This is a genomic window from Streptomyces sp. NPDC006687 (genome assembly GCF_040636215.1).
In the GTDB taxonomy this organism is placed as follows: Bacteria; Actinomycetota; Actinomycetes; order Streptomycetales; family Streptomycetaceae; genus Streptomyces.
In genome coordinates, this window is record NZ_JBEYJJ010000004.1 from 219,463 (window position 1) to 244,172 (window position 24,710).

Sequence of the window (24,710 nt, forward strand, 5' to 3'; positions counted from 1 at the left end):
GGGACCGGTCAGCCGCCGGACACCGCACGCAGCGGGCCGAGCGCCGCGGCCCGGCGGGCCGGGACCACGGCCGCCGCCGCGCCCGCCGCGAGCGAGAGGACGACGACCAGGGCGAGGGTTCCCCAGGGGAGGCTGAACGCGTACTGCGGGATGGCCCCGTTGGCGAGGCCGCTGACCTTCCACGCCCCGAACAGGCCGGCGGCCAGGCCCAGCAGAGTGCCGTACGCCGCGACGACGAGGGCTTCGGTCCCGATCATCCGCCGGACGCCGGTGCGGTCCATGCCGATCGCTCGCAGGACGCCGATCTCCCGGGTGCGTTCGGCGACGGACATGGCGAGGGTGTTCACCATGCCCAGCGCGGAGACGGCCACGCCGATGGCGAGCAGTCCGAAGACCATGGTCATCAGGTCGGCCGCCGTACCGCCCTGTTCCCGCACGAGCTGAGCGCGGCTCTGCACCTTCAGCAGGGGGTTGTCGTCGAGGGCGCCGCGCAGCCGCTTCTGCACGTCCGCCGGGGCCGCGCCGCCGGTGCGGACGAGCACCCGCTGGACGGAGTCCCGCAGGAAGCCGTGCTCCTGGACCTCGCCCCGGTAGGCGAGGACGTCCCGGGCGGTGGGGTTGTCCTCGTAGACGCCGACGACGGTGAAGGACCTGTCCCGTTCGCCCTGCCCGGGGCCGATGCTCCCCTCGATCCGTCCCCCGGTGGTGAGCCGGTGCTCGCGGGCGAAGCTGCTGGAGACGGCGATCCGGCCCGGCCCGATGGCATCGGCCCCGCCGCTGGCGAACCGCAGCTTCATGACGGCGCCCACGGTGCCGGGGTCGACTCCGGAGACCTGCCGGGCGAAGGACCCGGCCGCGAAGGTGGAGTCCGCGACGGCCGAGGCCGCCGTGACTCCGGGCACCTCGGCCACCCGTCGCACGGCGGCCGGGTCGATGGCGGTGGTGCTGCCTCCCGTGCTGATGACGTAGTCGGCGCTCAGACCCGCCGCGGCCTGCGCGTCCAGGGCACGGGCCGAGGACTCCTCGATGACGGCCAGTCCGCAGACCAGCCCGGTGCTGATCATCAGGGCGACGGCGGTGGCCGCCGTGCGCCGGGGATCGCGCAGCGCGTTGTCCCTGGCCAGGCCGCCGGCCACCCCGGGCCGGCCGGCGAGGCGGCCCAGAAGGCGGATCACCGGGGCCGCCAGCAGCGGGGCCAGCAGGACCAGCCCGGTGACGAGGATCCCGCAGCCGGACATCGCGGTCCGCAGGTGCGCGTCGGAGGCGTCGCGGGCATCGTCCAGTGACAGGAGCAGTCCGCCTCCGACGAGGACTCCGACGGCGCCGGCCGCGCCCCGGACCCGCGACAACGTCGCCGAGGGAGGCTGCTCGGCGGTGCGCATCGCCTCGACGGGCGCGATCCGGGCCGCCCGGCGGGAGGGCAGCCACGCCGCGAGGACGGTGACGCCGACACCGACGGCCAGGGAGGCGAGCACCGCGGCGGGACCGACCACCAGCGGCCCCGTCGGCAGCGGGTCGTCCGCGCTTGCGAGCACGCCGGGCAGGACGCTCGCCACCACGAGCCCGAGCCCGAAGCCGAGCACCGAGGCCACGGACCCGACGAGGGCGGCCTCGGCGAGTAGGGAGCCCACCACCTGGCGGCGGGTGGCGCCGATGGCGCGCAGCAGCGCGATCTCCCGGGAGCGCCGGGTGACGAGCATGGTGAAGGTGTTGACGATCAGGAACGAGCCGATGCACAGCGAGACCACGGCGAAGACCAGCGGCAGCCGGGAGTAGCCGCTGGTCTTGGCGTCGATGAAGACCGCTTGCTGCTGGGCGAGCGCGGCCGCGGTGGTCGCCTCGGCCCGGTCGGCCGGCAGCAGCGCGCCGACACGGCGGGCGAGGTCGGCCGGGTCGGTGCCGGGCGCGGCGGACAGGTCGATGCCGGTGTAACGGCCCGGGGCGGCGAACAGTTCCTGCGCGGTGGCCTTGTCGAAGACGGCGAGGGTGCCGCCGGCGGTGACCCGGGTGTCGGTGGTCGAGACCAGCCCGACCAGCCGCAGCCGCAGGACGGGGCCGTCGGTGGCCAGGCGGACGACGTCACCGAGGGAGTATCCGCCCGCGTCGGCGGTGCCCCCGTCGAGGGCCACCTCGCCCGAGGTGCGCGGGGCGCGCCCGGCGGTGAGGGGGTAGCGGGCGTCCTTGCCGTCGGGGCCGGGGACGTAGGCGGCGGCCTGGTGGCCCATCGGGCGGCCGGCCCGCAGCGGGGCGCCGTCCTTGGCGGCGAGGGTGGCCGATCCGTCGGCGGAGGGGCGGGCCGCGCTGACGCCGGGCACGGCGGCGAGCCGGGCCACGAGCGCGTCGTCGAGGACGGAGCCGCGTTCGGCGGCGGGGGCGCCGACGGGGAACTTCGGGTCCACCGTGACCGCGACACCGGAGCGGTCGCGTGCCAGGGAGGCACGGTAGGCGGCGGCGGTGGTGTCGGCGAACACCAGGGAGCCGGAGATGAACGCGACCCCGAGGCAGACCGCGAGGACGGTCATGGTCAGACGGGCCTTGTGCGCGAGGACGTTGCGCAGGGCTGTTCGCAGCATGGCGGGCTTTCAGGAGGCGGGGGGCGGCGGACAGAAGCACGCGCGGACGGCGCGAAGGAGCGAGCGGCCGGCGGACTGTCTCGGGGGCGGAGGAGGAGGCGGCGGACGGTCGCGGGCGCGCAGGGCGCGAGGCCCGGAGGGGCGCGAAGGCGAGGGGCCGGCGCCACGGGAGCGGGCGCCCGGCGGCGGGCGCGGCGCGGCCGGTCAGGAGGTGCGGCCCTGGGCCTCGAACGCGAGCATCCGGTCGAGCACGGCGCCGGAGTCCGGGGCGTGCAGTTCGTCCACCAGGCGCCCGTCGGCGAGGAACACGACCCGGTCGGCGTGGGCCGCGGCCACCGGGTCGTGGGTGACCATCACCACGGTCTGGCCGAGTTCGCGCACCGAGTCGCGCAGGAAGCCGAGGATCTCCGCGCCGGAGCGGGAGTCGAGGTTGCCGGTGGGCTCGTCGGCGAAGACGATCTCGGGCCGGGAGGCCAGGGCCCGGGCGACGGCCACGCGCTGCTGCTGGCCGCCGGAGAGTTCGGCGGGACGGTGCGCGAGCCTGCCCGCGAGCCCCACGGTAGCGACGACGGTGTCCAGCCAGGCGGTCTCGGGCCGGCGGCCGGCCAGCCGCAGCGGCAGGGTGATGTTCTCCAGCGCGGTGAGGGTGGGCATCAGGTTGAAGCCCTGGAAGACGAAACCGACCTTCTCCCGGCGCAGCCGCGTCAGCTGGCGGTCGTTCAGGGAGGACAGCTCGACCCCGCCGATCCGCGCCGACCCCGAGGTGACGCAGTCCAGGCCGGCCATGCAGTGCATGAGCGTGGACTTGCCGGAACCCGAGGGACCCATCACAGCGGTGAACCGGCCCCGGACGAAGTCCACGGTCACCGCGTCCAGCGCGGTGACCCGGGTCTCGCCCTTGCCGTACGTCTTGGTCAGGCCGGAGGCGCGGGCGGCCGGCTCCGGACGGGCGGCACCCGCGGGCGGGGCAGGGGAGGGCGAAGGGGGGAAGGTGTGTGACATGCATCCATCGTCACGGCCCTGACCTGCGAGGACATCGGCCTGCAGGCGGGAGTCGGGCTCTGCCGGAAGACCCGGTCCGGTCGGCCGCCCTCTGCCGAAGGGCAGAGACCGGGCCGGCGGATCCCCGCCCTACGGGAGACACCGGGGACACCGAGGGCACGGGAGATGCGGGGGCGCGCAGAGGCCGCGGGCGGCCGAGGGGCCGGGGGGACCGGGGCTCAGGGGGCCAGACCGGCCCGGTGTGCGAGCAGGGCCGCCTGGACCCGGCTCGTGGAGCCGGTCTTGTCGAGGATGGCACCCACATGGGTCTTCACCGTGCCGGTCCCGATGCCGAGCCGGGCGCCGATGTCCTGGTTCGACAGGCCCTCGCCGAGCATCGCCAGCACCTCCCGCTCCCGGCCGGTCAGCCGGGCGATCCGGTCGTCCGCCGCCGCTGCCCCGGCGCCGCGCGGCTCACCGGCCGCCAGCATCCGGGAGATCACGGCCCCGGTCACCCCCGGGGAGAGCACCGCGTCCCCGGCGGAGGCCGACCGGACCGCGCTGATCAGCTCCTGCGGCCCCTCGTCCTTCAGCAGGAAACCGGCAGCTCCCTCCCGCAGCGCCCGCACCACGTTGTCGTCGTCGCCGAAGGTGCTCAGCATCACCACGCGGGGCGCCGGGTCGAGGGCCAGCAGCGGGGCGATCGCCGCCAGCCCGTCGCAGACCGGCATCCGGATGTCCAGCAGCACGACGTCCGGGTGGTGCGCGGCGGCCAGTTCGACGGCCTGACGGCCGTCGGGCGCCTCGGCGACGACCTCGATCCCCTCGGCGTGCCGGAGGATCAGGCGTACTCCGGCACGGATCATCGCCTCGTCGTCGGCGAGCAGGACGCGGATGGGGCGGGCGGGCTCGGTCACGGGATCTCCCAGGGTGTGGCGTCCCGGACCGACGGGACGGTGAAACGGTCGACGGCGATGAGGCGCTGCCCGGCGTCGAAGCAGTAGCGGGCGATGGTCAGGGAGCCGGGGCGGGACTGGGTGGCCCCGTTGAACGGGTACACGCAGCCGGCCGTCCCCGGCGGGCGCGCGGGCTCCCGGCCGGCGGCCGCCGCCCGGACCGCCGCGTTGTCGGTGACTCCGGCGCCCATCACCTCGTCGTAACTCATGCCGACCCGGGGCAGCGGGCGCGGTCCGGCGTCCCGGTGCGGGGCGGTGGCGTAGACGAAGAGGGTACCGAGGGCCATCAGCGTGCTCAGCGCGACCATTCCGAGGGCGAGCGTCAGCACGTGCGCGGTGCAGCGTCCGGGCGGAGCGGATACGACGGGAGCCCCGCCGCCGGTACCGGGGGGCGGGGGCTCCCGCCGGACGGCGGGCGCGTCGGCGGGTTCGGCGGGCAGGGCCGCCTCGACCGCGAAGCCGCCGGAGGCGAGCGGGGCGGCGGTGAAGGAACCGCCCAGAAGCTCGACCCGCTCGCGCAGGCCGGTGAGCCCCCTGCCGGAACCCAGGCCCCCGGCGGGGGCGCGGGGGCCCGGCGGGGCGCCGTTGCGGACGGTGACCCGAACCGTCTCCTCACCGTGGGCCACGCTCACGGCGACGTGTGCCGCACCGGCGTACCGGTGCACATTGGTCAGGGACTCCCGCACCAGCCGGTGCACCGCCCTGCGCACCCCCGCCGGGCGGCCGGTGAGGTCCGGCCCCGTCCAGTCGAGGCGGACGGCGATCCCGCCGCTGCGGGACTCCGCCACCAGGGCCTCGATGTCGGCGCGGGTGCCGGTGGCGTCGGTGAGGGCCTCCGGGCCGGTGTCCCGGCCCAGCGGGCCGAGCACCCCGAGGGCCTGACGCAGCTCGCGCAGGGCGTCCCGGGTGGTCCGGCGGACCAGGACGGCCTCCTCGCGCAGCTCGGGGTCGGCCCGCTGCAGAGCCAGCTCCAGTCCCCCGGCGTGCAGGGAGATGAGGCTGAGCCGGTGTCCCACCAGGTCGTGCATCTCGGCGGCGATCCGGGAGCGCTCATGGATGCGGGCCTCGCTGTCGGCGAGCCGCCGGGCCCGCTCCGCCGCGTCCCCGCGCTCGCGCAGCGCCCGCACCAGCCGCCGCTGCTGCCCGTACGAGGTGCCGACCAGGCCGGGGACCAGCACGGCGGTCGGCGTCAGGACCAGCCCGAGCGCCGGCCCGTACGGCAGCGGCCCGGGACCGAGCCAGGGGGCGGCCAGCGTCGCGCACACCACCAGCAGGGTGGCCGCCGCCGCCAGCAGCCCGGCCCTCCGCCGTGCCCGGACCGTCCGCCGGGAGACCGTGTACGCGGTCGCCGCGGTGACCGGGCCTACGCAGCCGGCCAGACCGGTCAGCGCCGCGAGAACGAGGAGGACGGCCGACGGGAAGCGGCGGCGCAGCGGAAAGAGGGTCACGCCGACGGCCAGGGCGGGCAGCTGGAGCAACGGGTGCGGAAGCACCCCGGCGTAGCCGACCACCGCCCACACGCCCAGCCCGGCGAGCAGGACCCAGGCCGTCTCCGCCGCCGCGCGCACGGGGCCGCGGACTGGGGGACGAGGACGCGACACGGGAAAGCTCACCACGCTGACCAGTATCGATACCCCAGCCCGCGGCGGCATGCGCCTCACGGCCGATCCGCCCCTCTGCCGAAAGACAGAGACCGCCCTCCGCACTCCCCCGCCCTGCCACCCCACCGCACCGACGGCGCGCGTCGGCCCATGCCCCGCCCTGACGCCCCCGGAACGCCCCTACCCGCCGGGCCTCGGGCCATGATCCGGCCTGTTCACTCTCCGCGACCGCCCGGGCAGAACTGGGCGACAGGCGTTCCGCTTCCGTGCATGCCGACCTACGGTTACTCGTCATGCACCCCCTCCCCCTGCGGGCGCGGCGCCTCGGACTGCCCCGGCGCGCCGTCTCGCAGATCCTGTTCACCCAGCTGGCCATCGCAGCCGGGGTCCTCGTCCTGGCCACGGGGCTCTTCCTGGCGCCCTTGGGCCACCAGCTGGACGACCAGGCGATGCGGCGTGCGCTGGCCATCGCCCAGAGCACGGCCGCCGACCCCTCCCTGGCCACCGACCTGCTCGGCTCGGCCCCCACGGCCGACAGCCCCGTACAGGCGGCCGCCGAACGGATCCGCCGCGCGACCGGTGCCGAGTACGTCGTCGTCCTCGACCTGAAGGGGTTCCGCCGCTCCCACCCCAGCCCCGACCGCATCGGGCTGCCCGTCTCCACCGACCCGGGCGACGCCCTCGCCGGCCACGAGGTGATGGAGATCGACGAGGGCACCCTCGGCCGCTCCGCCCGCGGAAAGGTGCCGCTCCTCGCGGCCGACGGGGAGATCGTCGGAGCCGTCTCCGTCGGCATCGCCTACGACAGCGTGCACGACCGACTGCTCGGCGCCATCCCGGGCCTCCTGGCCTACGCCGGCGGCGCCCTCGCCGCCGGAGCGCTCGCCGCCTACCTCCTCTCCCGCCGGATCCAACGGCAGACCCGGGACCTGGCCTTCTCCGACATCGCCGGCCTCCTCGCCGAACGCGAGGCGATGCTGCACTCCATCCGCGAGGGCGTGATCGCCCTCGACCGCGACGACCGGGTACGCCTCGTCAACGACGAGGCGGCCCGGCTCCTGGGCCTCGACCAGGACCGCGCGGACACCCTGGCCGGCCGCCCCCTGGACGAGATCCTGGGCGCCGGCCGTACCAGCGACGTCCTGGCCGGCCGCGTCACCGGCCGCGACCTGCTGACCGTCCAGGGCCCGCGCGTCCTGGTCGCCAACCGCATGCCCACCGCCGACGGCGGCGCCGTCGCCACCCTGCGCGACCGCACCGAACTGGAGCACCTGAGCCGCGAACTCGACTCCACCAAGGGCCTGATCGACGCCCTGCGCGCCCAGGACCACGAGCACGCCAACCGCCTCCACACCCTGCTCGGCCTCCTCGAGCTGGGCCTGCACGAGGAAGCCGTCGCCTTCGTGACGGAGGTCGTGGGCGTGCACCGCACCACAGCCGAGCAGGTCACCGAGAAGGTCCACGACCCCCTGCTGGCGGCGCTGCTGGTGGGCAAGGCGACCGTCGCGGCGGAGCGCGGCGTCCCGCTGCGCCTGGCCCCCGACTCCCTCCTCCCCGACCGCCTGGTGGACCCGGGCGGCCTCGTCACGATCCTCGGCAACCTCGTCGACAACGCCCTGGACGCGGCGGCCGGCTCGGCCGCGCCCCTGGTCGAGGTCGACATCCGTACGGAAGGACGCACCGCCGTCCTGCGGGTGCGCGACAGCGGCCCCGGGATCCCCGCCGGGCGCCGCGAGGAGATCTTCACGGAGGGCTGGTCGACCAAGCAGCCCTCGGCCCACCGCGAGCGCGGGCTGGGCCTGGCCCTCGTACGCCGCCTCGCGGAGCGGCAGGGCGGCAGCGCCCGGGCCGGTGAAGCAGAGGACGGAGGGGCGGAGTTCTCCGTCGTACTTCCGGAGGCCCTGCGGTGAAGGAGGCCCCGATCCACGTATTGGTCGTCGACGACGACATGCGTGTTGCCCGTATCAACGCGGCGTACGTGGCGAAGGTTCCCGGGTTCGAGGTGTCGGGCCGGGCCCATTCGGCTGCCGAGGCCCTGGAGTTCCTCACCGGATACCCGGTGGACCTGGTCCTGCTCGACCACTACCTCCCCGACGGGACCGGCCTCGACCTGGTGCGCCGGCTGCGCGAACTGGGCCGGCACACCGACGTGATCATGGTCACGGCCGCCCGGGACCTGGCCACCGTCCAGGCGGCCATGCGGCTCGGCGCCCTCCAGTACCTGGTCAAGCCGTTCACCTTCGCCGGCCTGCGCGCCAAGCTGGAGGCGTACGCGGCCCTGCGCCGCTCCCTGTCCGGCGGCGGCGAAGCCGAACAGGACGAGGTGGACCGCATCTTCGGAGCCCTCGCCGCGGCCGGAGCCCCCAACGAGCTCCCCAAGGGCCACTCCCCCACCACGGCGGAGCTGGTCCGCCGGGTGCTGCGCACGGCCGAAGGCCCCCTGTCCACCCAGGAGATCGCCGACCGGGCCGGCATCAGCCGCCAGACCGCCCAGCGCTACCTGAAGCTCCTGGACCGCGCCGGCCGCGTCTCCCTCGCCCTGCGGTACGGCGAGACCGGCCGCCCGGAGCACCGCTACAGCTGGCTCCCGTCGGCCGGCGCCTGAACCACCGCCCCCGCCTCACACCGCCCACCTCACACCGCGCCGGCTCCCGTCAGCGAGCGGACCTCCGTCTGGGCGTACTTGCGCGGATCCGGCTCCTCGGCGGAGGTGACCGTCCCCAGCCAGCCCGCCAGGAAGCCGAGCGGAATCGAGACGATCCCCGGGTTCTGCAGCGGGAAGTACTGGAAGTCCATGCCCGGGAAGAGCGACCCGGGGCTCCCGGAGAGCACCGGCGACAGGACGACCAGCACCAGCGCGGGAACCAGCCCCCCGTACACCGACCACACGGCCCCCCGGGTGGTGAATCCCCGCCAGAACAGCGAAAACAGCAGCACCGGAAGGTTGGCCGAGGCCGCCACCGCGAAGGCCAGCCCCACCAGGAAGGCCACGTTCATGTCCTGGGCGAGCAGCCCGAGGGCGATGGCCACCGCCCCGATCCCCACGGCCGCCACCCGGGCCACGGCCACCTCGCTGCGCTGCCGGGCCCGCCGCCGCCGGAGGGAGGCGTACAGGTCATGGGCGACCGAGGCAGACGAGGCCAGGGTGATCCCGGCGACCACGGCGAGGATCGTCGCGAAGGCGATGGCCGCCACGAGGGCGAACAGCACCGCGCCTCCGGTGGAGTCGGCGCCTCCGCCGAGGAAGGCCGCCAGCAGCGGCACCGCCGTGTTCCCGGAGGCACCGGACGCCCGCACCGCATCGGGGCCGACCAGTGCGGCCGCCCCGAGACCGAGCACGATCGTCATCAGGTAGAACCCCCCGATGAGCCCGATCGCCCATACCGCCGACCGGCGGGCGGCCCGGGCGGTCGGCACCGTGTAGAACCGCGACAGGATGTGCGGCAGTCCCGCGGTGCCCAGGACCAGGGCCAGGCCCAGGCTCATGAAGTCCAGGTGCGCCGTCCAGCCCCCGCCGTACTTGAGGCCGGGGCTCAGGTACCGGGCTCCATGTCCGCTGCGCTCGGCGGCGGAGGCGAGGAGCTGGTCGAGGTTGCCGTGGAAGCGGATCAGGACCAGCACGGTGAGGGTGATCGCCCCGCCGATCAGCAGGACGGCCTTGACGATCTGGATCCAGGTGGTGGCCCGCATCCCGCCGAAGGTCACGTAGACCACCATGAGCGCGCCGACACCGACGACGGTCAGGGTCCGCGCGGCCGGCCCCGTATCGGACAGCAGCAGGCCCACGAGACTGCCCGCGCCCACCATCTGCGCGACCAGGTAGAGCACCGAGACCACCACCGAGGAGGTCCCGGCGGCGATCCGCACCGGCCGCTCCCTCATCCGCGCGACGACGACGTCGGCGAGGGTGAAGCGCCCGCAGTTGCGGACGAGTTCGGCGACGAGGAACAGGACCAGCAGCCAGGCGACGAGGAAGCCGATCAGGTACATCAGGCCGTCGTAGCCGAAGAGGGAGATCAACCCGGAGACCCCGAGGAAGGAGGCGGCGGACATGTAGTCGCCTGCGATGGCGAAACCGTTCTCCATCGGAGAGAAGAGACGACCGCCCGCGTAGAACTCCTCCGCTGAGCCCTGCCTCCTGCGGCTGACCCAGGTGGTGATGGCGAGGGTGACCGCGATGAACAGGCTGAAGAGGATCAGCGCGAGCATCTGGTGTTCCGAGGTCACTGGCCCTCCCCCCGGCCCGTGCGGCCGCGCTCCCGGTCGTCTTCGCGCCCGCGCTCACGTTCACGTTCGAAGACGGTCCAGCGCAGGTCGAGCGCGGCCCGGTCCCGGCGTAGCCGGGCGTGCCGGGAGTAGGCCCAGGTCAGCAGGAAGGTGCTGAGGAACTGGCCGAGGCCGGCCAGCAGGGCCACGTTGAACGCGCCCGCCACGGGCCGGGCCATCAGCCCGGGCGCGGCGGTGGCCGCGACCACGTAGGCGACGTACCAGAGGAGGAACCCGGCGGTCGCGGGGACGACGAACCTGCGGTACCGGCCGCGAACCTCCTGGAAGGCTGCGCTGCGCTGCACTTCCAGGTAGATGTCGGACGCGCCGGGCGCCTCGCCCTCCCCGGCGGGCCGGCGCGGCGGGAGGGGTTCCGGGCCCTCGCCCCAGCCGGCGGCCAGGGCGTCGTACCAGGGGTCGTCCAGCCGGATCGTTCCGGCTTCGCGACCTTCGTGCTTGTCCACCGAACTCTCCTTGTCCGCTGCCGCCTTGGCGGCGTGCTTCCAAGGATGTGCCGAAAGGCCGCTATCCGGACTGGTGTCCTGGCGCTCTTCACCCCATCAGGTGAGGGGGAGAAGAGCGCCGGGACGCCGGGAGCACGGCTCAGGCGTCGATGCGCGAGCGGTCCAGGGTCGCGGCCGAGCTGGTGATGAACTCCTTGCGCGGCGCGACCTCGTTGCCCATGAGGAGGTCGAAGACCTGCTCCGCCGCCTCCAGGTCACCGATGTTGATCCGCCGCAGGGTGCGGTGACGGGGGTCCATCGTGGTCTCCGCGAGCTGGTCGGCGTCCATCTCGCCGAGGCCCTTGTAGCGCTGGATGGCGTCCTTGAAGCGGATGTTCTTGCGCTGGAACTCCAGCAGCGTCTGGCGCAGCTCGTTGTCCGAGTAGGTGTAGACGTACTTGTCCTGGCCCTTCTTGGGCTGGACCAGCTCGATCCGGTGCAGCGGCGGAACGGCAGCGAAGACCCGGCCCGCCTCGACCATCGGCCGCATGTACCGCTGGAAGAGGGTCAGCAGCAGGGTGCGGATGTGGGAGCCGTCGACATCGGCGTCGGTCATCATGATGACCTTCCCGTACCGGGCGGCGTCGATGTCGAAGGTGCGGCCGGAGCCGGCTCCTATGACCTGGATGATCGCGCCGCACTCGGCGTTCTTGAGCATGTCCGAGACCGAGGACTTCTGGACGTTGAGGATCTTGCCCCGGATCGGCAGCAGCGCCTGGAACTCGGAGTTCCGGGCGAGCTTGGCCGTACCGAGGGCCGAGTCGCCCTCGACGATGAAGAGCTCGCTGCGGTCCACGTCGTCGCTGCGGCAGTCGGCCAGCTTGGCCGGCAGCGAGGAGGTCTCCAGCGCGGTCTTGCGGCGCTGCGCCTCCTTGTGCTGGCGGGCCGCGATCCGGGTCCGGGCGGCCGCGACGATCTTCTCCATCACGGCGCGGGCCTGCTGCTTGTCGTCGCGCTTGGTGGAGGTCAGGAACGCCTTGAGCTCCTTGGCCACGACGGCGGCGACGATCCGGGTGGCCGCCGAGGTGCCGAGCACCTCCTTGGTCTGGCCCTCGAACTGCGGCTCGGCGAGGCGGACCGTGACGACCGCCGTCATGCCCTCCATGGCGTCGTCCTTGACGACGTCGTCCTCGGCGACGCGCAGCAGCTTGGCGGAGCGCAGCACCTCGTTCACCGTCTTGGTGACCGACCGCTCGAATCCGGCCACGTGGGTGCCGCCCTTGGGGGTGGCGATGATGTTCACGAAGGACTTGACGTTGGTCTCGTACCCCGTGCCCCAGCGCAGGGCGATGTCCACGCCCAGCTCGCGGGTGACCTCGGTGGGGGTCATGTGGCCGCGGTCGTCGAGGACCGGGACGGTCTCCTTGAAGGTGCCCGATCCGGTCAGGCGCAGCACGTCGCATACGGCCTTGTCCTGGGCCAGGTAGTCGCAGAACTCGCTGATGCCGCCGTCGAAGCGGAACGTCTCCTCGGTCTTGCCGGCGCCGTCGATGGCCCGCTCGTCGCGGACGACGATGGTCAGGCCGGGCACGAGGAAGGCGGTCTGGCGGGCCCGCTGGTAGAGCGTCTCCAGGGAGAGGCGGGCGTCCTTGAGGAAGATCTGGCGGTCGGCCCAGTAGCGGATCCGGGTGCCGGTCTTGCCCTTGGTGATCCGCTTGACCTTGCGCAGGCCGCTGGCGGGGTCGAAGGCGCTGTCCGGGCCCTGCTCGGCGAAGAGCCCGGGGACGCCGCGCCGGAAGCTGATCGCGTGGGTGGAGCTGCCGCGGTCGACCTCGACGTCGAGGCGGGCCGACAGGGCGTTGACCACGGAGGCACCGACCCCGTGGAGGCCGCCCGAGGCCGCGTAGGAGCCGCCGCCGAACTTGCCGCCGGCGTGCAGCTTGGTCATGACGACCTCGACGCCGGACAGGCCGGTCTTGGGTTCGACGTCGACCGGGATGCCGCGGCCGTTGTCACGGACCTCGACCGAGGCGTCCTCGTGGAGGATCACCTCGATGTGGTCGCAGTAGCCGCCCAGGGCCTCGTCGACGGAATTGTCGATGATCTCCCACAGGCAGTGCATGAGGCCACGGCTGTCGGTCGAGCCGATATACATACCGGGGCGCTTGCGGACGGCCTCAAGACCCTCGAGGACGAGCAGGTGCCGCGCGGTGTAGTTGGAGCCGTCCCGGTCTGCTCCGGACAGCAGCGCGCTGGAAGGCACGGACGTGTCGGCGGTCACGCAGTTCGCTCCTCGCTGAATTTCTTTTCTGACCCGCTGGGGCGCAGGGGTGGCTCGGTTGCCCGTCGAAGGGTACCGAGGCCAGGTAGAGCCGGTACAACGCCACCCTCGCGCCTTCCACAGCGTAGTGCAGATCCGTACGGATGTTCGATCCCCCGGGAGGGTGAAGGAAACATCACGTTCCCTTCCACGCATGAACCATTTAGGGTTCGGGCACGTCCTCATCAACATCCGGCACTCAGGCCGGGAGGACGACAACTGCTACAGCGAACGACTGACAACGCGAAACCGTAAAGCAACGCAATACGGCTCCTTCGCCGCCAACCGGCAGCAGCCGGCCAGCTTCGGAAGGAAGTTTCGAGGAAAAGCCGCGAGCGGGAACGTTTTCGGCCTGGTTGGATGTTGACCCTGGTACGACAGCTCGTCGAGCTAGAGAAGAGGCGACGTGACTACTGTTCTGACCCCCGCGACCCCGCTGACGGCCGCTGACCGATGCGACCGTTGCGGCGCCCAGGCATATCTGCGCGTCGTCCTCCTGAGCGGTGGTGAACTGCTCTTCTGCGCCCACCACGGGCGTAAGTTCGAGCCGGAACTCAAGAAGATCGCCGCGGAAATACAGGATGAGACCGAGCGGCTTACGTCCGCTCCGGCCGCCCACGCAGCCGACCCCGAGGACCGCTGACACACGGCCTGACCTCGCATCCGACGAGCCAGGACCGGCTAGGCCGGTCGGCGGGCGGTGCCTCTGAGACCCAGAGGCACCGCCCGTCCTCATGTCCGGGCCCCCCGTGCGTGGGGCCGTCCCGGCACCCGAGAGCTCCGTAGGGGCTCTCCGCGCGGGCGCGGGCCGGGGCTCAGCCCTGGCCCGGCCGCAGGCCCCTCTGGGGCCCGCTGACGAAGTCGATCAACGGGGCGATCCGGGTGTAGACGCCCGGGCTGTCGGCGCGCCCGCATCCGCGCCCCCAGGACACCAGGCCGATCAGCCGCCCCTGCGCCACCAGCGGGCCGCCGCTGTCGCCCTGGCAGGCGTCCTTGCCGCCGGACCTGTCACCCGCGCACACCATGGAGTCGGCCCGGTACTGACCGTCGGAGTTGCCCGGGTAGGCCCGCCGGCAGACCTCGTCGTCCAGGACGGTGACCTGCGCCGCCCGCAGCCCGTACGCGTAGTCGCCGAACCCGCTCGTGTCGCCCCAGCCGTACACCGATGCCGTCGTGCCCGCCTCGTAGCCGGGGTGGCCCGCGCCGGCCATGGGCAGCACATGCTCCGCCGGAACCGCTTCGGCCAGCTCCAGCACGGCGATGTCGCCGGCGTTGGTTTCGGGGTCGTACGCCGGGTTCACCCGGGCCGCCCGGACCGCGATCTCCCGCCCGTCGTCGGCGCGCAGCTCCGTGCGGCCGGTGATCACCCGGAAGTCGGCGACGGAGTCGACCGGCCCGCCGAGCACCTGCCGGCCCAGGCAGTGGGCCGCCGTCACCACGGTGGTCGGGCCGACGAGGACACCCCCGCAGAACTGCCCGTCGCGGATACCCCCGAACCGGTCACGGCTGGCCAGGGCCACGACCCAGGGGCTGTCGGCCACTTTCACCGGCTGCCCGCCTATGACGACGCTGTCCGCCGCCGCGGAGGGCGCCTGGGCCAGCGGCGCCACGGCCGCTCCCGCCACCAGGGTCAGTGCGCCCGCCAGGGCACGGGCGAAGGGACGACGCATGGGGCCTCCTGACTCCGAGTGTGCATGACTCCACCCAGAGTGGGATGCCCGGGGGCCGCGCGCACCCGCGCGGCCGCCTCCGTACGCCCTTGCCCGGCCGGTCGGCCCGTTCCGGCCGGCCCGGTCAGTCCAGGTAGTCGCGCAGGACCTGGGAGCGCGACGGGTGACGCAGCTTCGACATGGTCTTGGACTCGATCTGGCGGATGCGCTCACGGGTCACCCCGTAGACCTTGCCGATCTCGTCGAGGGTCTTGGGCTGCCCGTCGGTCAGTCCGAAGCGCATCGAGACCACGCCCGCCTCGCGCTCGCTCAGGGTGTCGAGCACCGAGTGCAGCTGCTCCTGCAGCAGCGTGAAGCTCACGGCGTCGGCCGGGACGACCGCCTCGGAGTCCTCGATCAGGTCACCGAACTCGCTGTCGCCGTCCTCGCCGAGCGGCGTGTGCAGGGAGATCGGCTCGCGCCCGTACTTCTGGACCTCGATGACCTTCTCGGGGGTCATGTCGAGTTCCTTGGCCAGCTCCTCCGGGGTGGGCTCGCGGCCCAGGTCCTGGAGCATCTGGCGCTGGACGCGGGCCAGCTTGTTAATCACTTCGACCATGTGCACCGGGATGCGGATGGTGCGGGCCTGGTCCGCCATGGCGCGGGTGATCGCCTGCCGGATCCACCACGTCGCGTACGTGGAGAACTTGTAGCCCTTTGTGTAGTCGAACTTCTCGACGGCTCGGATCAGACCCAGGTTCCCCTCCTGGATCAGGTCCAGGAAGAGCATGCCGCGGCCGGTGTAGCGCTTGGCCAGGGAGACCACGAGGCGGAGGTTGGCCTCCAGCAGGTGGTTCTTGGCGCGGCGGCCGTCCTCGGCGATGATCTCCAGCTCGCGCTTGAGCTTGGGCGCGAGCTTGTCGGAGTTGGCCAGCTTGTCCTCGGCGAACAGGCCGGCCTCGATGCGCTTGGCGAGCTCGACCTCCTGCTCGGCGTTGAGCAGGGGGACCTTGCCGATCTGCTTGAGGTAGTCCTTGACGGGGTCGGCGGTGGCGCCGGCCACGACGACCTGCTGGGCGGGGGCGTCGTCCTCGTCGTCGGAGATGACGAAGCCCTTGTTCTCCCCGCCCTCCTCCTCTTCCTCGGCCTCGGCCTTCACCGCTTCGGGACCCTCGTCGACGGCTTCTTCGTCGCCCGCGTCCAGGTCCTTCTTTGCGGCGGTCTTCTTGGCCGCGGTCTTCTTCGCGGCCGTCTTCTTCGCGGGGGCGGCCTTCTTGGCCGCCGTCTTGCGGGCCGCGGTCTTCTTGGCGACGGGCTCGGCAGCCGGCTGCTCGGCGAGGGCGTCGGCCGTCTCGGTGGTGTCGGTGGTGTCGGGTTCGGCCGTACCGGCCTGCGCCGGGGTCTCCGCGGCGGCCGGTGCGGCCTCCGGTTTGGCGGCGACCGGCCTGGTCGTCGTACGCTTGGCGGGGGTCTTCGCTGCGACGCTCTTGCGTGGGGTGCGCTTGGGCGACTCTGCGGCACTGACCATCAGCGTCACACCCTCTTCCTCGAGGATCTGGTTGAGGCTGCGCAGGACATTCTTCCACTGGGTCGCAGGAATCTGGTCAGCCTCGAAGGCCCGACGCACGTCATCGCCGGCGATCTGCCCCTCGGCCTTGCCCCGCTCGATGAGCGCCATCACAGACTCGGATTCGGCGATCTCCGGCGGGAGCGTACGGGATGTGCTGGCCGACACGAACAACCTCTCGGAACGATGGGAACGGGTTCCGACCCCGGCCTGGTGGTGGACCGGAGCCGACGACCACCGACTGGGGATGGGCCGGGGCGCGGGCAGGGGCCGGGGAGCTGCACAGCACCCCAAGGGCTGCTGTCTTCCCTCCGTCGGCCATCACCGCTTAGGTCATCGTGTGACGTCGCAGAGCGTTACGCCCAATCTTCGTGGCCCAGGTCACACCGGGCTCTCGCCACCCCCCGCACACCGGTGTCGCCGGGCCCGAAAACGGGACCGGCGACCGGTGCTGCACCCCCACGCCCCCGCGCGCCGGGGGGTCAGTGCTCGCGCGGGGCGGGCACCACGCGCTCGACCTCCGGATGCACCGTCAGGAGCTGACGCATGGCGTTCTCGGCGCCCACGCTGTCACCGGCGGCGAGGGCCTCGACCATCCGGGCGTGGTGGGACACGCAGGTCTCGCTCGGGCGGTCGCAGGAGGTGATGGGGCTGCCGGAGACCTGGAGGGCGGCGGAGACGATCCCCGACAGGTGCTCCAGCATGCGGTTGCCGGCGACCTGGATCAGCAGGGCGTGGAACTCGTTGTCGGCGCGGGCGAAGGTGATCGCGTCGCCCTGCCCGAGGGCGTGGCCCATGATCTCGACCATGTCGGAGAGGCGCTGCTGGACGTCCGGGCGGCCGTGGCCGGCGGCGAGGCGGGCCGCCAGGGGTTCGATGGTCCAGCGGAGCTCGTTGAGCTCGCGGCGCTGGTCGTCGCGCTGGGGGCCGAAGGCGCGCCACTCGATGATGTCCGGGTCGAGGAGGTTCCAGTCGGCGACCGGACGGACCCGGGTGCCCACGTTGGGGCGGGCGCTGACGAGGCCCTTGGCCTCCAGGACTCGCAGCGATTCGCGGACGACGGTGCGGGAGACCTCGAAGCGCTGTCCGATCTCCTCGGGGACCAGCGGCCGGTCGGCGCCGAGGTCGCCGGAGACGATCATCTGGCCGAGCTGCTGGACGAGTTGGCCGTGCAGTCCGCGGCCACGGCTGCCGGCCGCCCGGCGGCCCACGCGGCTGAGCTCGACGTCGGCGCCGTCCCAGTGGGGCGGTCCGACCCGGTCGGTGCCGGCGGCCTCCGCGTAGGAGTAGCGGTCGAGTTCGCCCGGGCCGGCGAGGCCGGTGTCGGCATGGCGGGCGGCGGTCATCATGGTGTGCGCAAGGGTACTCACGAATCCTTTGTCGGCCGTGCCTCCACCGCCCTTGAGGTCTTTGGTGAAAAGCACACGAAAGGGTGATCGGTGCCACCTACGCAATTGACGACTTATCGTAAAGAACCGGGCCTTTTGCGGGGAGTTGCGGTCCGCTTCGTCTGATGTGGCGCGAAGCGGTCTTGTCCGGTCCCGGCGGGGACGGCTACCGCACCGGATCGATCACCAACGGACTCGGCCGCGCAGTCCTGTGAACCCATAGGCGCACAACAGGACCATCAACCACAACGCCAGTGCCGCTCCGACAGGTTGGGCCACCACCCGCAAGGCGCCCAGGACGTACGGGTCCGCCTGCGCCGGCAGCGGCGACGAGGCCAGGCCGCGCAGCCGGGAGGCGAATCCTGCCGCGGGGTACGCGGAGGGGCCCTCCAGCACCTTGCGCAGCAGCGGCACCACCAACACCGGTACGGCGAGCACGGCGGCCAGGCCGGCCGAGGCGGAGCGGAACACCGCGGAGCCGAGCACCCCGGCCCAGGCGCAGCCGACCAGCAGCCCGGCCCAGCTCGCGGCGGGCGCGATCCACTCGGCCGGGCTGCCGAGCGGGGCGCGGCCGAAGACGAGCCCGAGGGCGGCCGCGTCGGCGGTGACCGCGAGGGCGCCGAGCACCAGGGCCAGGGCGGCGCAGACGCCGAGCTTGGCGGTGAGCAGTCCGAGGCGGCGGGGGACGGTGCCCCGGTCGGCGGCGAGGGCGGGGTAGCGGTACTCCTCGCCGTAGGCCAGGGCACCCAGCAGCCCCGCCCCGAGCGCGGCGGGGGGCAGCGGGACCAGGTCCGGCCAGGCGGCGAGCACCCGGTCGCGGGGGGTGTGCCCGGCCCGGGCGAGCACCAGGGCGGTGAGGGCGGAGACGGCGACGACGAAAGCGGCAGTGAGGAAGGGTGTGGCGGTGCCGAAGACGCGGCGCAGTTCGTAGCGCAGGGGGCGCAGCGGCCCTCCCACGCGGCGCACCACGGAGAGCGGGGGCTCGGAGCGGGCGTGCGCGGTGCGCACGGCGTCGGCGGACCGGAGCTGTGCCTCCGGTGCGAGGGCGGGCCAGGACCCGGCCGGGGAGGCGGACTCCGCGCGGAGTCCCGGGCCGGAGGCGGGGCCGGGGGCGGGGGTGGGAGCCGGGCCGGAGGTGGGGGTGGGGGTGGGACGGGGGTCGGTGCGGGGGTCCGGCGGGGCGGCGGATCCGTCAGGGCCGGCCGCGGTTCCCGCTCCCGCTCGGACGGGGGCCGTGACCTCGACCCGCGCCTCGTTCCTGACCGCCCCGCCGACCCCGGTGCGGGCCTGGGGAACGGGCGGGACGGGGGCTCCGGCGTCTCCGGTCTCGTCCGCGAGCTGGTGGACCAGGACCCCGTGCCGGAACGCCGCCTCGCCGACCTCGGCGCAGTTGCTGCCGTACACCGAGAGCCGGCTGCCGCTCTCCTCCACGATCTCCACGGGGCGGTGCGCGGCCCGGGCCTCTCGGCCCAGGACGTCAGCGAGCCGGGCGGCGTGCGGGGTGCGCACGGCGACGCGCGGGCGCAGCCTCGTCCGGGCGAAGTCGGCGGCCTCCTGGTCGGCGACCAGACGGCCCGAGGCGATGGAGACGACCCGGTCCGCGCTGCGCGCGGCCTCCTTGGCATCGGCAGTGGTGAACAGCACGGCCCCGCCGAGGGAGGCGTGGCCGCGCAGCAGGGCGTGCAGCCAGGCCCGTTCCCGGGGCTGGAGCCCGGCGGCCGGCTCATCGAGGAGCAGGGTGCAGGGGTCGGCGAGCAGGGCCGCGGCCAGCCCGAGGCGGCGGTCCATCCCCGCCGAGAGGGAGCCGAGCCGCTGGTCGCGCAGGCCGGCGATGCCGACGACCTCCATCAGGGTGTCCGCCCGGGAGGCCGGGACGCCGGCGGCCGCGCAGAGCATGCGCAGCTGGCCCCTGACCGTCCGCGACGGATGCCCGGGAACATCCCCGAGGAGCACGCCGACCTCGCGGCCGGGGTGCGGGATCCGGTGCAGCGGGCGGCCGCGGAAGTAGGTGATGCCGCGGCCCGGTTCGAGTTCGAGCATGAGCCGCAGGGCGGTGGTCTTGCCCGACCCCGGCTCTCCGAGCAGGGCGGTCACGCACCCGGGGCGGGCCTCGAAGGTGAGGTCGTCCACGAGGGGCGGCAGATCTCGGCGGGGTGTGCTGGTGAGTCCGATGGCCTGGAGCATCGCTTCTCTCGCAGGGTGTGAGACCGCTCTGCGGCAGGGTGAGTACCGCATGCAAGATAACGCGATATGTCAGATTTTCTGTGCAACCGGTCCGGGTCGCGGCCGGTATTGCCGCCATCCGGGGCGGCCCGGGCCGGGACCGGCCCCGCGGCGGCGAGAGCCCGGGCGCGACGGGGGCCGGGGCCTGAGTCCGGGGCGGGTCAGACTTCCGGTCGCAGCATCGGCGGGTTGAGCAGGGTCGCCCCGCCGGCCCTGAACAGCTGCGCCGGCCTGCCGCCCTGACGGGTCGTCGTACCGCCGGCGGGCACCAGGAACCCGGGGGTCCCGGTGACCTTCCGGTGGAAGTTGCGCGGGTCGAGCGCCACGCCCCACACGGCCTCGTACACCCGCCGCAGCTCGCCGACGGTGAACTCGGGCGGGCAGAAGGCCGTGGCCAGGGAGGAGTACTCGATCTTCGAGCGGGCCCGCTCCACTCCGTCGGCGAGGATCCGCGCGTGGTCGAAGGCCAGCCCCGTGGCGCTCTGGCCGGGGCCTTCCAGGAGTTCGTCCACGGGGGCCCAGCGGGCGCTGTTCGCGTCGCCGCCCGCACGGGGTGCGGGCAGGTCCGGGGCGAGCACCAGGTGCGCCACGCTGACCACCCGCATCCGGGGGTCGCGCTGCGGGTCCCCGTACGTGGCGAGCTGTTCGAGGTGGGCGCCGTTGTCCACGCCGGGAGTGGCCGGGTCGTGCGCGCACAGCCCGGTCTCCTCGGCGAGTTCCCTGGCGGCGGCCGCCGCCAGGTCCTCGTCCCCGCGTACAAAGCCACCGGGTAGCGCCCAGCGCCCCTGGAACGGCTGCTCTCCACGACGTACGACCAGCGCGCAGAGCGCGTGACGCCGCACGGTGAGCACGACCAGGTCGACGGTGACGGCGAAGGGCGGGAAGGCCGACGGGTCGTAGGGCGACATGCCGCGATCATAGTCGTCTGCCTGACGATAAACAGCGTTTTCCTGATCCCGAGGACGGTGATCTGGAACCCAGTCCGTACCTGCGCCACGAGGCGCGCCCACCGCCCGGGACCTGCCTCACCCTCCCAGTTGGAGCCCATCGGCCGCCTCCTCCACCATGCCGACGCCGAGGCGGCTGATCCGGACGGTGAACGGCTCTCCCGCCACCCGGAGCCCCGCCAGGCGCAGGGCCCCGAGCGGTGCGCCCGCGCGGGGGGTGACCGCGACCGTCGACGCCGGGGCGTCGGGTCGGATGCCGGCGAGGGCGGTCAGGACGTGGATCCCGGCGGCCGCGGCCACCGCCGCCGGGCGGCAGGCCGCCGGGTGCGGGAGCGGGGCGCTGCCGGAGGTGCGCTGCTCGGCCGCGTACATCTCCGGCAGCCGGTATCCGAAGGTCTCCGCCGCGTCCAGCAGGCCCCGCAGCAGTCCGGCGGCTTCCTTGTCGTAGCCGGCCTGGGCCAGTCCGGCCACCGCGACGGCGCTCTCGTGGGCCCGGACCGCCCCCGAGTGGTGGCCGAAGGGGTTGTGTCCCGGTTCCCGGGCCGCCATGCTGCGCAGCCCCCACCCGCAATCCATCGCCGGGGTGCCGAGCAGCCGGGCGAGCTGTTCGGTGCGGACCCGGTCCAGCAAGCCCGGCGCGAGACGGCCGCCGCCCAGCAGGCCGGTGTCCAGGAGGTGCGCCGCCGCCCCCGTGAGCCGGGGCAGCGGCCGGCCGTCGGGGTGCAGGGCGGCTGCGGGGCGGCCCCCGTCCGGGCCGTCGATCCAGAACCGGTCGAGGAACCTCTCGCGCAGGGCGGCCGCCCACTCCCGCCACTCCGAGGCTCCGGCCCGCCCGCAGCCGTCGAGCAGGTCGGCGCCGAGCAGTGCGGCGCGGTGGGCGTGGGCCTGGGTCTCGCAGCGCCGCGGTCCCGGGTCGGGGTCGGGAAGGAATCCGTCCGGCCCGAGCGCCCCGCGCAGCCAGACGAGACAGCGTTCAGCGGCCGGCAGGAGCCGGGCCACCTCCTCCTCGGGCAGCCCCCACCTGCGGGCTTCGGCAAGCACTGCTGGAAAGCCGAGGGTGGCCTCGGTGCCGGTGCAGCCGGGCGGGAGCTGCGGTCCGGCGGCGCGCAGCGGGCCCGGGATCTTGCCGGCGCCCGGGCCTCGCCCTCCGGCCTGGCTGCGGGCCAGGGTCCGCAGGGTGGCGGCGGCGAGCCCGGTCCCGAGGGGCAGTGCCATCCGGGCGGCCCACAGCGACTCCGCCGGCGCCAGCCCGAGCCGCCAGGGCACCCCGGCCGCCGCGAAGGCGTCGGCCGGTTCGGCGGGGTCCCGCAGGAGCAGGGCGCGCAGATCGTCGAGGCTGGTCCGCAGCCATGCCTCGGCCCTCGGGTCGTCGCCCTCGGCGCGGGCCCCGGCGAGCGGGTTCGCCACCTGCCCGGCGGGAGCCCGCGCGGCGCGGTCGCCGGTGGTCCGCAGTTCGATGGTGCGGGACTCCCCCGGGCCCAGTTCCAGCTCCCAGCGCAGGAGTCCCGCGGTGGCGAGGGCGTCGTCGGGGGCCGGTTCGGCGGTGGTGACGGCCAGAGCCTCTCCGCTGCTCCAGCGCAGCCCCGCCGCGTGCACCCCGGCGGCGAGCTCGGGCCCGGCGCGGCCGGCCGCCACCGCGCCCAGTTCGGCCAGGTCCGTGCCGAGCGACACCTCCACGGGCAGGCGCAGGGGCCTTGTGGCGAAGCTGCGTACGGTGATGCGCTCGGTGCCGTCCGCGTGCCGGACCCGCTCCACGCCGATGTCGGGGTCGGGGCCCGGCTCCACGCCGGTGCGGACGGTGGCGGTGAAGGCGGCCCGGTCCGCCCCGAGGCTTCGCCCCTGGAGGGCGACCAGGTCCCGCCCCGCGACGCGCAGCACGCAGCGGGCCAGCAGCCGGCGGCCGGAGCGGTAGATCCCTTCGACGCCCCGCCCGGTCAGCTGGCCGTGCTCGGGGGAGATGACGAGGCCGGGCGCGGCGACGCAGATGACGGCCTCGTGCACCGGCGGCAGCTCCGCCCGCCGGGCACCCGCCGCCCCGGGCGGGGGCGGCCCCCCGGACCCGCCCCCGCCGGGGCGCTGCGGCGGACCCCCTGCCACAGCGGCCGCCCTGCCGGGCGGTGTGGCCGTCCCCGGGCGGCCGGGTGCGGGGTTGCCGGGCGCCGGGCCCGGCCCGGGGCCGTGCCGCTCCCGGGCCGGGCCGTCCGTCCGGGGCGGGAGGACCGGTGGGCGCGGGGCGGGCGCGGAGGTGGTTCCGGGCGGGCCGGATTCGGGCGCGGGGGGAGCCATGTGTCGCCTTGTCTGCACTCCGGCCGGTGCGGCGGGGCGGCGGCGCGGCCGGACCCCCACCGCCCACCGGCTGAACGCCCCCACCCCCGCTCTGGTCACGGGCCAGGCCGACGGTGGCCCGCAGCGGGTGGCGCGCGGGCGGCGGACGGCCGTCCCGGCCCTGCTCCACGGCCGCCGCGAGAGACAGCTCGCGACCGGCGTCTGAGGGGTGCTCACTGTCCGCTCCCCTCAGTGCGGCGGGACGGGCGGCGGCGCTGGACGCTGCGGCGGCCGGGCGGCCGGGTGGTGGCCGGTGTCCGCTTGCGGCGGGGCTCGCGGCGCAGGCGCTCCTCGCGCAGGCACTGCCGCAGGCCCTCGGGGTCGATGCCCTCGTTGCAGGCGTGGTGGAGCAGCTGGGCGAAGCGGTATTCGGCGTCCGCCTGGAGGGCCAGGCCGAGGGCGATCCGAGCGGTCGGCTCGTCCCCGCTGGACCAGGAGACCCATCCGGCGAGGGTGAGCGGGGCCGCCGCGTGCTCCCCGTAGGCGCCGACGCAGCGCCGGGCCAGGGCCCGCCACAGCCGTAGGGCCGGCGCGGCCTCGTCGCCCTCCATCCATTCGGCGGCGATATCGCGGATCTCCCGGTCCTGGAGGCCGAGGATGACGGCGGCGGCCTCGTCGTGGCCGACCAGCGCGTCGTCCCAGTCGTCGGCGCGAGGACCGCCCTCGGCGGGCGGGGCGAGGGTCATGCGCCGCATGAGGGTGCGGGCCAGTCCGAGGGTCTGCGCGCCGACCTCCTCGCGGGTCTCCCCGTCGAGGATCCTCGGGACGAGGGCTACGGCGGCCCGCTCCAGGGCCTCCTCCTGTTCGGCGGCCCAGGCGCCGACGAGTGGTGTCATCCTCTTCTCGATCTCCTTCAGGGAGCCCCGGACCTGGAGTCCGGCGAAGGTGGCAGCGGCCGCCATCACCGAGGTGCCCGGCGGGTCCAGCGGGGTGCCCTCGGCCGGGCAGCAGGCGGCCTCGGGGCAGACGTAGGACCAGTAGCGGCCGGCGGAGAGGCACAGGGCTTCCAGGACCGGGACGTCCAGGGCGCCGCAGGCGGTCCGGAGCCGTTGGGCGAGCGGCCGCAGCCGGGTCATGACCCGCTGTCCGCTCTCCCCGGCGGCGGGGTCCTGGCAGAGGTAGACCACGATTCCGTCGGGCTTGTCACCGCGCCGTTCGCTGCTCTTGATCAGGCAGTCGGCGACCTGGCGGGCGGTGTCCTCCCATTCCGCCGGGGCGGTGGGGATGCCGACGCGGAGCCGGCCGCCGAAGCGGCCGCACGCGCCGTGGACGGCGACCAGGACGAGGGAGTCGGTGGGGTGGAAGCCGAGCATGTAGGGCAGCGCGTCGGCCAGTTCGGCCGGGCTGCGCAGGGTGATCTGGGATGTGGTGGCGGCTCCGGCGGGGCTGATGGACGGCCGGCCGGACGGGTTGCGGGGTTCCTTGTTCGTCGTCATGGCTCGAAGGTCGCGTGTGCGGTCCGATCCGGAAA

At 74.2% G+C, this 24,710-nt stretch carries 18 protein-coding genes; 4 read left to right on the forward strand and 14 right to left on the reverse strand.

Translation table 11 applies throughout. The features are described 5' to 3' along the window. Nucleotides 1-8: 8 nt before the first annotated feature. From ABZ716_RS07430 to ABZ716_RS07445, 4 genes are all read right to left on the reverse strand, one after another. Entirely contained in the window at nucleotides 9-2,573 is a 2,565-nt protein-coding gene (locus ABZ716_RS07430; RefSeq protein WP_358957348.1) for an FtsX-like permease family protein, read from the reverse strand. Between the two features lie 204 nt (nucleotides 2,574-2,777). Beyond that, nucleotides 2,778-3,575, reverse strand: a complete 798-nt coding sequence (locus tag ABZ716_RS07435) for an ABC transporter ATP-binding protein (RefSeq protein WP_358957350.1) — start codon at nucleotides 3,573-3,575, stop codon at nucleotides 2,778-2,780. A gap of 218 nt (nucleotides 3,576-3,793) precedes the next feature. Then, a complete protein-coding gene (locus tag ABZ716_RS07440) occupies nucleotides 3,794-4,471 on the reverse strand; it encodes a response regulator transcription factor (protein ID WP_358812747.1) in 678 nt (225 codons plus the stop codon). Beyond that, nucleotides 4,468-6,078, reverse strand: coding sequence for a histidine kinase (locus ABZ716_RS07445; protein WP_358957353.1), 1,611 nt, complete (start codon nucleotides 6,076-6,078; stop codon nucleotides 4,468-4,470). The genes ABZ716_RS07440 and ABZ716_RS07445 overlap by 4 nt, the downstream gene beginning before the upstream one ends. A gap of 326 nt (nucleotides 6,079-6,404) precedes the next feature. Between ABZ716_RS07445 and ABZ716_RS07450 the strand changes: the two genes are divergently transcribed. Further along, the gene (locus ABZ716_RS07450; protein WP_358957355.1) at nucleotides 6,405-8,021 is read left to right on the forward strand and encodes a sensor histidine kinase; all 1,617 of its coding nucleotides are present in this window, start codon (nucleotides 6,405-6,407) and stop codon (nucleotides 8,019-8,021) included. After that, nucleotides 8,018-8,716: a response regulator gene (locus tag ABZ716_RS07455; RefSeq protein WP_358812744.1), complete on the forward strand. Its 699-nt coding sequence runs from the start codon at nucleotides 8,018-8,020 to the stop codon at nucleotides 8,714-8,716. The genes ABZ716_RS07450 and ABZ716_RS07455 overlap by 4 nt, the downstream gene beginning before the upstream one ends. Before the next feature lie 29 nt (nucleotides 8,717-8,745). On the opposite strand, the gene ABZ716_RS07460 is transcribed toward ABZ716_RS07455, so the two are convergent. The 3 genes from ABZ716_RS07460 to ABZ716_RS07470 form a co-directional block, all read right to left on the reverse strand. Beyond that, on the reverse strand, nucleotides 8,746-10,338 hold the full coding sequence (locus ABZ716_RS07460; protein ID WP_358957358.1) for a cation acetate symporter: 1,593 nt from the start codon (nucleotides 10,336-10,338) through the stop codon (nucleotides 8,746-8,748). Beyond that, nucleotides 10,335-10,841: a DUF485 domain-containing protein gene (locus ABZ716_RS07465; protein ID WP_358957361.1), complete on the reverse strand. Its 507-nt coding sequence runs from the start codon at nucleotides 10,839-10,841 to the stop codon at nucleotides 10,335-10,337. Before ABZ716_RS07465 ends, ABZ716_RS07460 begins: the two co-directional genes overlap by 4 nt. 139 nt (nucleotides 10,842-10,980) lie before the next feature. Then, a complete protein-coding gene (locus tag ABZ716_RS07470) occupies nucleotides 10,981-13,101 on the reverse strand; it encodes a DNA topoisomerase IV subunit B (protein ID WP_351880649.1) in 2,121 nt (706 codons plus the stop codon). Nucleotides 13,102-13,546: 445 nt separating this feature from the next. Between ABZ716_RS07470 and ABZ716_RS07475 the strand changes: the two genes are divergently transcribed. Beyond that, complete coding sequence (locus ABZ716_RS07475; protein WP_351880652.1) at nucleotides 13,547-13,783, forward strand: hypothetical protein; 237 nt, start codon at nucleotides 13,547-13,549, stop codon at nucleotides 13,781-13,783. Nucleotides 13,784-13,955: 172 nt separating this feature from the next. On the opposite strand, the gene ABZ716_RS07480 is transcribed toward ABZ716_RS07475, so the two are convergent. From ABZ716_RS07480 to ABZ716_RS07505, 6 genes are all read right to left on the reverse strand, one after another. Next, nucleotides 13,956-14,810: a serine protease gene (locus tag ABZ716_RS07480; protein ID WP_358957363.1), complete on the reverse strand. Its 855-nt coding sequence runs from the start codon at nucleotides 14,808-14,810 to the stop codon at nucleotides 13,956-13,958. 124 nt (nucleotides 14,811-14,934) lie between these two features. Then, the gene (locus tag ABZ716_RS07485) at nucleotides 14,935-16,524 is read right to left on the reverse strand and encodes an RNA polymerase sigma factor (RefSeq protein WP_358957365.1); all 1,590 of its coding nucleotides are present in this window, start codon (nucleotides 16,522-16,524) and stop codon (nucleotides 14,935-14,937) included. Between the two features lie 314 nt (nucleotides 16,525-16,838). Further along, a complete protein-coding gene (locus ABZ716_RS07490) occupies nucleotides 16,839-17,726 on the reverse strand; it encodes a FadR/GntR family transcriptional regulator (protein ID WP_358812739.1) in 888 nt (295 codons plus the stop codon). Nucleotides 17,727-17,927: 201 nt separating this feature from the next. Continuing rightward, nucleotides 17,928-19,928 (reverse strand): ATP-binding cassette domain-containing protein, encoded by a 2,001-nt coding sequence (locus ABZ716_RS07495; RefSeq protein WP_358957368.1) that lies wholly within the window; start codon nucleotides 19,926-19,928, stop codon nucleotides 17,928-17,930. Between the two features lie 200 nt (nucleotides 19,929-20,128). Beyond that, nucleotides 20,129-20,875, reverse strand: a complete 747-nt coding sequence (locus tag ABZ716_RS07500; protein ID WP_358812737.1) for an NUDIX domain-containing protein — start codon at nucleotides 20,873-20,875, stop codon at nucleotides 20,129-20,131. 117 nt (nucleotides 20,876-20,992) lie between these two features. Then, on the reverse strand, nucleotides 20,993-23,200 hold the full coding sequence (locus ABZ716_RS07505) for a glycogen debranching N-terminal domain-containing protein (protein ID WP_358957371.1): 2,208 nt from the start codon (nucleotides 23,198-23,200) through the stop codon (nucleotides 20,993-20,995). Here ABZ716_RS07505 and ABZ716_RS07510 point away from each other — a divergent pair. Beyond that, nucleotides 23,199-23,405 carry a hypothetical protein gene (locus ABZ716_RS07510; RefSeq protein WP_358957373.1) on the forward strand — a complete coding sequence of 69 codons (207 nt, stop codon included), beginning with the start codon at nucleotides 23,199-23,201 and terminating at the stop codon, nucleotides 23,403-23,405. The two genes, ABZ716_RS07505 and ABZ716_RS07510, sit on opposite strands and share 2 nt — an antisense overlap. 7 nt (nucleotides 23,406-23,412) lie before the next feature. Here ABZ716_RS07510 and ABZ716_RS07515 read toward each other — a convergent pair whose 3' ends face one another. Continuing rightward, entirely contained in the window at nucleotides 23,413-24,675 is a 1,263-nt protein-coding gene (locus tag ABZ716_RS07515; RefSeq protein WP_358957376.1) for a DUF4192 domain-containing protein, read from the reverse strand. Nucleotides 24,676-24,710: the final 35 nt, after the last annotated feature.